Consider the following 6736-nt stretch of genomic DNA (forward strand, 5'->3'; position numbering starts at 1 on the left):
CTGTGCCGGCGCTGGCCGCCCTCGCGGCGCTGCTGGAAGCCGAGGACCAGACCCGGCAAAACGGGACACGACCGTGACCAGTACTCCCCGGCCGCTACGCACCGGCAAGTACTGGCCCGTTCTCCTGCTCGACATCTCAGCGGTCACTGTCCTTCTTCTCCTCGCCCTCGCTCTGCCCGCCGGCCCCTGGTGGTGGATCCTGGCCGCCCTCTGGACCGCCGTCGCCTGCCGGCGCGCCCTCAACGAACACCAAAGCCGCGCACGGGAAAACCGCTAGAAACGCGGCAGACCGCGGCGAGCAACACGGAACTACATGATTTGGGGGACCGTTACCTCGGGTCAATCGCTCCGGGAAGGGTGAGTCGTTGCCTCTATCGGATCCCCCACGCCCAGTGATGGCCTGACCTGCGCCTGAGTCTTGAGCCGACATGTCCTGACGGGCGGACCAGGACGGCTGAGGTATCCCTTCATTGGCGCCAAATACGTGAAGCAGGCCTGCGTGGTGCTTATGAGCGCCGGGGTGTTCTCTGACGGCTCCGGCGGGGTCAATCCAGCTCACGGCAGGCAAGGCGCCCTTCTCGGCGGCTGCGTAGAAGTTCCCGCAGCCCACGTGGTGGCCATCGGATGTCCTTGCGGATAGCGAGATCCGCAAGGCACCCACTCAGTGGCCCCGACGCCTCAGAGCGATCCGGACCTTCGAGCCGAGGCGCCGTGACGAACGGCGCGGGAGCCCGACGGCGATCACGCCCCGGCGCGAGCGTCCGAACCGGTCAACGCCCTCGGGAATCTAAGAGACGTAGGACAGGAATCCCAGGTAGATCGGGATGTCCGCGCCCGCGTGGAGAAGGGCGGAGGGAACGATGCTGCGCGAGCTGCGCGTGAGATAGCCGCCGATCAGACCGAGAGGGAAGGCGAACAGAACGATGAAGACGACGGCGGAGGACGTGTAGGTGACGCCGACGTGCCAGGACGCGAAGATGACCGCCTGAATAAAGGTTGCCAGGTAGGGTCCGAATGCGATGTTGAGCTTGGACATCAGCATCCCGCGGAACATCAGCTCTTCCAGGAACCCATTGGCAGCCGCCGCGGCCAAGAGCGCAGGCGTCAGACTGAGGTAGCGGCCGAAATCGAAGGTGCCGTGCACAGGCATGAAACGTGAGTGCGAAAGGGCTCCGAAAGTGAATACGTAGAAGGCGATGAGAGCGAGGATTCCGATCACGTATGCTCTTCCGAATCGCCCCCTGCGGACGTAGATCGAGGCCAGCGAGCTCCTTGAGATCCAGACCACCACCAGGACGGCGAGGACGGTGAGCAGCAACTCGTCGAGTTCGATGAGCACCGTGCCTTGAACTGTCGACGCCAGGGGGTTGCCGGCGACCGGAGGGCTCCGCAGGACCTGGCTTGCTAAGAATCCGGGCACATAACGGTCAGCCAGGGTGAATAGGGACATGCCAAAGAAAGCGAGGGGTATCTCCCAGTACCTGCGCAATGCGGCACTGCGCCGCGCCAGCAGCGCGAGGGCCAGCAAGGCGGTGGCGACCACCAGACCGTAGGCGAGCCGAGCGACATCGCCTTGGACGTATCCGGCCGAGATCGGCAGGAATCCGGCTACGATGCATGCGAATGCGAACATCGCCTTCCGACCCCGGGTCAGCGGACCGCCCGGCGCTTCAAGCGCGCGTGGCGCTGAGGCGATGTCTTCATCCCCCTCCCTGCCGGCTGCGTGTCGAGCTCGCTTCTCCGCGCCCTCAAGTTCATGGCCTACCGCTTCTGGCTGGAATCGCGGACCACGGCCTGGTCAACGCCGAGGTCTTTTGCCCGGGCCCAGATAACCACGTTCTGGGCGGCGAACGTCACCGCCAGGGCCAGGAGCAGCTCGGCCACCATGAAGCCCTGAGGATTGCTCCCAGGGTGACCGAAGAACGCGAATGGCAACCAGATCGCGATCAGCACCGCCCAGGTCACCAGCGTCATCCTCGTCCCCTTGACCATAACCCGGCCAGCAACGGACCAGATCTGGAAGGTTGTCCCGCGCCAGAGGCCAGCGGCCAATCCGATGACGAGGCCGGCAACAAGGAGGGCTACGCCACTCACGTTTGTCGCAAGAGATTGGCGGCCAAGCTGCTGGAGTCCGAAGAAGCCAAGCGCCGCAGGCAACAGCACCAGCCCGCGGCCTCTGAGAGGATGCGCACTCATCTGCCGATAGAAGAGGAAGGCGATGAGAGCCAGGTAGATCGCGACGTTGGCCGCGAGGCCGACAACCTGGTCCGGGGACATCCGCTCTCACCTCCAACGAGCGTATTACTTACCGTAAGTAGTACGATACATCCATGCAGGACCCTGTCAAGACCCCTCGAAAACGGCGACCGCGGGGCTCCCTGACCCGAGAGCAAGTGGTCGAAGCCGCGCTGGCACTGGCCGACGAGGAAGGTCTTGAGGCGCTCACCATGCCGATGCTGGCCCGCCGCCTCAAATGTGGGGTGATGACCATCTATGGCTATGTGAACAGTAAGGAAGATCTGCTCGATGCCATCGCCCAACGTGGGCTGCGCGACCTCCGGCTTTCCCACCCCCTCCCTGCTAACGCCGCAGCGATCCTGCGCGCCTGGGGACGGGCCCTCCGTCTGAACCTGATCGAGCACCCGAGCCTACCCATGATCTTCCTCTCCCGCCCGGTGATCGGCCCCGGGATCTTGCGCGGGCTCGAGGCCCTCCTAGGACCGCTGGCCAGAGCCGGGATGCCGCCGGCGCAGGCGTCCGCGCGGTCTACGCCGTCCTCACCTACGCCACGGGTTTTGTCGCCTGGGAAATACCGCGCACCCGCCGGCAGCCCAAAGCGACGTACGCGGCGGGTTGGCGGCGAGAAGTTGCATATCTGCCGCAATCTGAGCTTCCCTTCGTCGCCAGCGTCCTCGACGAGCTGCCAGAGGTCGCCGGCGAGGAGCAGTTCGAGCTCGGATTGGCCGCCCTGACCGTCGGCCTGGCGATCAACCCCGAAGAGCGACGTTGGCCAGAGCCGCGATAGCGGACGCCGTCCAGGCACCCCGAAGCTGAAGTCCAGTCCACGCCGTTCAATCGACGCCAACAACACGTATCAGCAAACAGAACGTGTGCGCCGCCGTCATTGGGCCGTTGACGCAGCCCCACGCGATCATCGCGGGCTTGCCCATTGATGGGCAGCTGCGGATCGTCGGCCGCTCTACAGTCCTTTCAGCACGTGCAGGGCTCGAGCTGGGCCGCCAGCTCCGCCCGGCGCAGCCCGGGCATCCGTGGCCCGAAGAGATCAGCGAAACCTCGCTGAACAGATTCAGCAAGGACAAAGGCCCGGTGCACCTGACGCTGGTCGAAGCGCTCGTGGTCGAAGTCGCGGCCGACGTCGCGTGATCCGGCAGATCGTTCCGGCATCCTCTGTCTTTTGTGCGGGCCAGACCCGAGCTGGATCCCGCCGACGTGGAACTCCCGCCGCACATCAAGGACCGGTAACCCCCGCAAATCGCGTTGAACGGGTTGTGCCCACTGGGGGCAGGTGGAGCCCTCCGCACAGCTCAAAGCTGTCCCCATTGGGAACAACCCGTTCGTTGTCGGTGCCCGCCCCTATTCTGAACCTCTGCGGCCTGGGTGGCCGCATTTTAGTGGAGTGTCGATTCGAATATATGTTCTAAGGTTGTGGTATGTCCTCCCCCGAGTATGCGGCCGCGCTGCAGGCGCAGTACGCGCGGCGTGCCGGCCCGATCGGGCTGACCGTGGAAGAGCTCGATTTCGAACACTTCCCAGCCAAGAACGGGTTCCCGGGAATCCCAGTGAAGGCCTGGATCCGGTTCCCGAACTGCGCGGAGCTCGTGGACGGCGAGGTGTACGCCTGGACGGCGAAGGCCGCGGAAGTGACATGGAAGGACGGGCCGGTGACCTACCGGACCTGGGTGTGGAGCTCGGCGGTCAACCGCCGGGAAGAAATGATGAACAGGAATTTGGGAGAGCGGACCAGCCGTGACAGCAACAGCAAGTGAAACCGCCCTGGACGTCCCCGTGGATGTCCGGTTCACCGCGGCCGGCAACCCCCTTGCCGTCCGCTACGACGGGCGCGTGTGGGCAGTCGCGGCGGAGCCGCTGCACTGGTTCACCAGGGACTCCTGGTGGGAGCCACGACGGTCCGCGCCGGTAGGCGTTGGGAACATCGTGGATATCGAATTTTGGAGGGTACAGGTCAAGCTCTCGGCCAATTCAGCCTTGCGGACATTTCTGCTGCGCCGGAATCCCGTGGCCACTCAGTGGCTCTTGGAATCCATTAGCTAGTGCCGGCTGCCATTACACACCGGCCGGAACTTGCAGGGACTGGTAAATGGAGCCATCCTTAAATCCAACCTCAAGCATGTGAATCGCTTCGTCGTAGCCCACCGTAGCCATGTTGTTGCTCGCAACCGGAAGACGCATCATCAGTTGACTTCCCACTCGGCCGTCTTAGCCTGTTCCAGCTCGACAAACCTGGCGGCCATTGTCGCGTTGCCTCGTGTGAGCTTCCTAATCGTGAGGTCTTCAGCCTTGTCGTTGGCAAGTCGCAGATTGTTGGCCGACTTGTGCAGAGCCGCTTTCGTCTTCTCCAAGTCTTTGATCGCTTCGTCGATGCGCTTAATCGCCTCCCCGAAACCGTCGGAAGCAAGCCGCCAGTTGCGGCCGAACACGTCCTTGAAATCCTCGATCTGCTGCTCGAAGTTCGTGATATCAATGTTCTGCGCCTTGACCAGTGCGAGCTCGGTCTTGTACTTGAGCGAGTTCATCGCGGCGTTCCGCAGCAGCGCGATCAACTGGATGAAGAACTGCGGCCGGATGACATACATCTTCGGGTAGCGGTGAGAGACGTCAACGATCCCAGTGTTGTAAAGCTCGCTGTCGGGCTCGAGCAGAGAGACCAGCACAGCGTACTCGCACCCCTTCTCGGTGCGGTCCTTGTCGAGCTCCTTCAGGAAGTCCTCGTTCTTGTGCTTTGTCGCGGTGCCGTCGTTCTCGTTCTTCATCTCGAACATGACCGAGACAATCTCCGTACCAGCATTGTCGGAGTCGCGGAATATGTAGTCACCCTTGCTACCAGCCCGGGCATCGTTGTCCTTCTCGAAATAGGAGCCCGGGAAGGCTGTGGCACGGATGCGGTTGAACTCAATCTCGCAGTGCTGTTCAAGGGTTTCACCGACCATCTTGGTCGACAGCTTCGCCTTCAGGTCTCGCAGTCGCTCAATCTGTTCTTCGCGGTCCTTGATCTGGGTTTCGTACTTGTCCTTCAGGGACTTCTCGCCGAGCTGCTTCTCGAGCTCGGCTCGTTCGAGTCCGCTCTTGAATTCGTCCCGCTCCTTTTCGACGGTGCTGACTGCTCGGTGATCGCAAGCCTCTGCACGATCTCAATAGCCTCGAGCTTCGCCTTGAGGTCTTGGATCGCGGCGTCCTTCGTCGAGGCGGCCTTCTGAAGTTCGTTGACGAGCTTCGCTTCGGCCAGCTCCACTGATGACTGCTTCTCCTGCTTCGTTTGTTCGAGCTCGTTCACGAGCGCGTCGCGCTCCTTTTCGACGGCACTAAGGGCCTCGGTCACAGCGAGCTTCTGCGTGACTTCACGGGCATCGAGCTTCGCCTTCAGCTCCTGGATTGCGGCGTCCTTGGCAGCCGCAGTCCTCTGAAGTTCGCTGGCGGCCTTCGTCTCCGCCAGTTCGAGAGAGTTGGCCTTGTCCTGCTCGGCCAACTCGAGCCGCCCGTGGAGCTGCTGTTCGAACTCAGCATCGCGAACCTGCTTGACGATGTCGGCGTAGCCGGCCTCATCGATAGTGAATGTCCGCTCGCAGTGCGGGCACTTGATTTCATGCATAGTGGAACCCCAATCAGGCTATGTCGGCCCCGAATGGCCGCACTTGTGTGGCCCTCTGGTCTCTCAGAGGGGAGAAGAATTATCGAGATTCGCCGGTCTCCGGCCCGGCGGCATACGAACCGAACACCGGAGCAAACAGCAGCGTGCTGGGCTTGTTACGGCGAGGTGCCGAGTTGCCTGTCAGTCATTGACCCCCAAACTATCCCCCAAGGTGGCGCCGCTGCGCCTTGCGTTCGGCGCGGCTGGGGTCCTCCCGAGAGATGTCTAACACTTGATGTACATGTCTGTCGGGAAATTTGAGAATCTTGATCCGCACCCGAGGCGACGGACAATCCTTTACCGGATGCAAGCCGACGTTCGACGCAGACACTGGTGATGTCTCGGGGGCTGCTGAAGGCTTAGTTGTCAGCTAGTCAAGCAAACCTTCACCAGCCCCGTAGGGTTTACCCCGGTATCTGGATCCGTGCGGATTCCTGCATGAGCGTGTTGGAGATCATCACCGTTGATGCGCCGGGAGCGATGTCGAAGGCGATGAAGCCCCGTGCTTTGTCACCGGGCAGGACGTCTCCTGAGGCGAGCTGGTTGTCCGCGAAGAGATCGAGATCGGCTTTGCGCCCGTTGGTGTCCTTGGCGGAGAAGTAGAACGGATTGGAGCTGGTTTTGCCTGATTCGGTTTCCCAGAGAACGTCCAGGAGCAGATAGCTTCCGTTCTTCGCCGGAGTGGCGAATGCAGTGGTGCTGACGCTGGCCGTCCGGACGGCCGAAACGATCGTGATCTTGGCGACGTTGCCGTTGCTCATCTTGACACTGAAGGGAACGCCGACGGCGGGTGCGGCAGCCGGAGGTGCGGTGACCGGCGCGGGAGCTGCCGGAGCCGGGGCTGCGGAT

General features: G+C 62.5%; 11 protein-coding genes. 5 read left to right on the top strand and 6 right to left on the bottom strand.

What is annotated here, in order from left to right; all coding sequences use genetic code 11:
* Positions 1-73 precede the first annotated feature (73 nt).
* Complete coding sequence (locus tag AHiyo1_RS25055) at positions 74-277, top strand: hypothetical protein (protein ID WP_059389763.1); 204 nt, start codon at positions 74-76, stop codon at positions 275-277.
* A 510-nt stretch (positions 278-787) separates the two neighbouring features.
* Here the strand turns inward: AHiyo1_RS25055 and AHiyo1_RS20180 are convergent.
* Together AHiyo1_RS20180 and AHiyo1_RS20185 are read right to left on the bottom strand one after the other, a co-directional pair.
* Positions 788-1633 carry a CPBP family intramembrane glutamic endopeptidase gene (locus tag AHiyo1_RS20180; RefSeq protein WP_059389764.1) on the bottom strand — a complete coding sequence of 282 codons (846 nt, stop codon included), beginning with the start codon at positions 1631-1633 and terminating at the stop codon, positions 788-790.
* Between the two features lie 128 nt (positions 1634-1761).
* A complete protein-coding gene (locus AHiyo1_RS20185) occupies positions 1762-2277 on the bottom strand; it encodes a hypothetical protein (RefSeq protein WP_059389765.1) in 516 nt (171 codons plus the stop codon).
* Between the two features lie 53 nt (positions 2278-2330).
* Here AHiyo1_RS20185 and AHiyo1_RS20190 point away from each other — a divergent pair, with 53 nt between their 5' ends.
* The 4 genes from AHiyo1_RS20190 to AHiyo1_RS20205 all read left to right on the top strand — a co-directional run bounded on the left by AHiyo1_RS20190 (position 2331) and on the right by AHiyo1_RS20205 (position 4293).
* A complete protein-coding gene (locus AHiyo1_RS20190) occupies positions 2331-2972 on the top strand; it encodes a TetR/AcrR family transcriptional regulator (protein ID WP_084784639.1) in 642 nt (213 codons plus the stop codon).
* Positions 2973-3108: 136 nt separating this feature from the next.
* Complete coding sequence (locus AHiyo1_RS25755; protein WP_059389767.1) at positions 3109-3384, top strand: hypothetical protein; 276 nt, start codon at positions 3109-3111, stop codon at positions 3382-3384.
* Between the two features lie 287 nt (positions 3385-3671).
* Entirely contained in the window at positions 3672-4007 is a 336-nt protein-coding gene (locus AHiyo1_RS20200; protein WP_059389768.1) for a hypothetical protein, read from the top strand.
* The gene (locus tag AHiyo1_RS20205) at positions 3988-4293 is read left to right on the top strand and encodes a hypothetical protein (protein ID WP_253257497.1); all 306 of its coding nucleotides are present in this window, start codon (positions 3988-3990) and stop codon (positions 4291-4293) included. Before AHiyo1_RS20200 ends, AHiyo1_RS20205 begins: the two co-directional genes overlap by 20 nt.
* Positions 4294-4305: 12 nt before the next feature.
* Here AHiyo1_RS20205 and AHiyo1_RS28380 read toward each other — a convergent pair whose 3' ends face one another.
* The 4 genes from AHiyo1_RS28380 to AHiyo1_RS20220 all read right to left on the bottom strand — a co-directional run.
* Positions 4306-4434 carry a KTSC domain-containing protein gene (locus AHiyo1_RS28380; RefSeq protein ID WP_084784640.1) on the bottom strand — a complete coding sequence of 43 codons (129 nt, stop codon included), beginning with the start codon at positions 4432-4434 and terminating at the stop codon, positions 4306-4308.
* Complete coding sequence (locus AHiyo1_RS27400; protein WP_340639358.1) at positions 4434-5276, bottom strand: DUF2130 domain-containing protein; 843 nt, start codon at positions 5274-5276, stop codon at positions 4434-4436. Before AHiyo1_RS27400 ends, AHiyo1_RS28380 begins: the two co-directional genes overlap by 1 nt.
* Entirely contained in the window at positions 5273-5848 is a 576-nt protein-coding gene (locus tag AHiyo1_RS27405) for a hypothetical protein (RefSeq protein ID WP_253257498.1), read from the bottom strand. The genes AHiyo1_RS27400 and AHiyo1_RS27405 overlap by 4 nt, the downstream gene beginning before the upstream one ends.
* A 443-nt stretch (positions 5849-6291) precedes the next feature.
* Positions 6292-6736 (bottom strand): DUF4352 domain-containing protein (locus AHiyo1_RS20220; RefSeq protein WP_059389769.1); only part of this gene is annotated, 445 nt, incomplete at its 5' end.

The sequence above is a fragment of the Arthrobacter sp. Hiyo1 genome, assembly GCF_001263615.2.
Taxonomy (GTDB): domain Bacteria; phylum Actinomycetota; class Actinomycetes; order Actinomycetales; family Micrococcaceae; genus Arthrobacter.

What these genes read in the sequence shown, in the direction of transcription:
- AHiyo1_RS20180 (WP_059389764.1), bottom strand. Translation starts at nt 1,633, where the DNA reads ATGTTCGCATTCGCATGCATCGTAGCCGGATTCCTGCCGATCTCGGCC.
- AHiyo1_RS20185 (WP_059389765.1), bottom strand. Translation starts at nt 2,277, where the DNA reads ATGTCCCCGGACCAGGTTGTCGGCCTCGCGGCCAACGTCGCGATCTAC.
- AHiyo1_RS20190 (WP_084784639.1), top strand. Translation starts at nt 2,331, where the DNA reads ATGCAGGACCCTGTCAAGACCCCTCGAAAACGGCGACCGCGGGGCTCC.
- AHiyo1_RS20200 (WP_059389768.1), top strand. Translation starts at nt 3,672, where the DNA reads ATGTCCTCCCCCGAGTATGCGGCCGCGCTGCAGGCGCAGTACGCGCGG.
- AHiyo1_RS28380 (WP_084784640.1), bottom strand. Translation starts at nt 4,434, where the DNA reads ATGATGCGTCTTCCGGTTGCGAGCAACAACATGGCTACGGTGGGCTAC.
- AHiyo1_RS27405 (WP_253257498.1), bottom strand. Translation starts at nt 5,848, where the DNA reads ATGCATGAAATCAAGTGCCCGCACTGCGAGCGGACATTCACTATCGAT.